Annotated in this window: 1 protein-coding gene; it reads left to right on the forward strand. The window is 47.8% G+C overall.

The features are described 5' to 3' along the window. Window positions 1–494, forward strand: a 494-nt coding sequence (locus AB4482_RS04310) for a cadherin-like domain-containing protein (protein WP_372180585.1), incomplete at both ends; no start/stop codon positions are given.

Raw genomic sequence — 494 nt, forward strand, 5'->3', positions numbered from 1 at the left:
GGCACCAATACGGTTCAAGCTTCTGCAGACCTAACCGTTAACCCAGTAAATGATTTGCCAGTACCTCAAGATCAACAGTTCAGTGTTGAAGAAGATGGCACGTTAATCTTCACTGATGCAGACCTATTAACAGGCGCTACTGACATTGAAGGCGACAACCTAACGGTTGAAGGTGTGACCTACGATGGTGGCGACGGTATCCTTACTGACAACGGTAATGGTACGTACACCTTTGCTCCGAATGAAAACTTCAATGGCGACGTAAACTTCGGTTTTGATGTATCTGACGGTACCGATACGGTCTCTGCCAACATCGATGTGAGTGTAACTGCCGTTGATGATGCGCCAGTGTCTGGCGATTTAGCGTACTCAATCGATGAAGATGGTTCTATCCGTCTAAGCCAAGAGCAACTGTTATCACAAGCATCTGATGTGGAAGGCGATGACCTGACTGCTAGCGGCCTAACGGTTGGTGGTGATGCAACCGTTACTCA

The sequence above is a fragment of the Vibrio sp. 10N.222.55.C7 genome (assembly GCF_041473335.1).
GTDB classification, from domain to species: Bacteria; Pseudomonadota; Gammaproteobacteria; order Enterobacterales; family Vibrionaceae; genus Vibrio; species Vibrio crassostreae_C.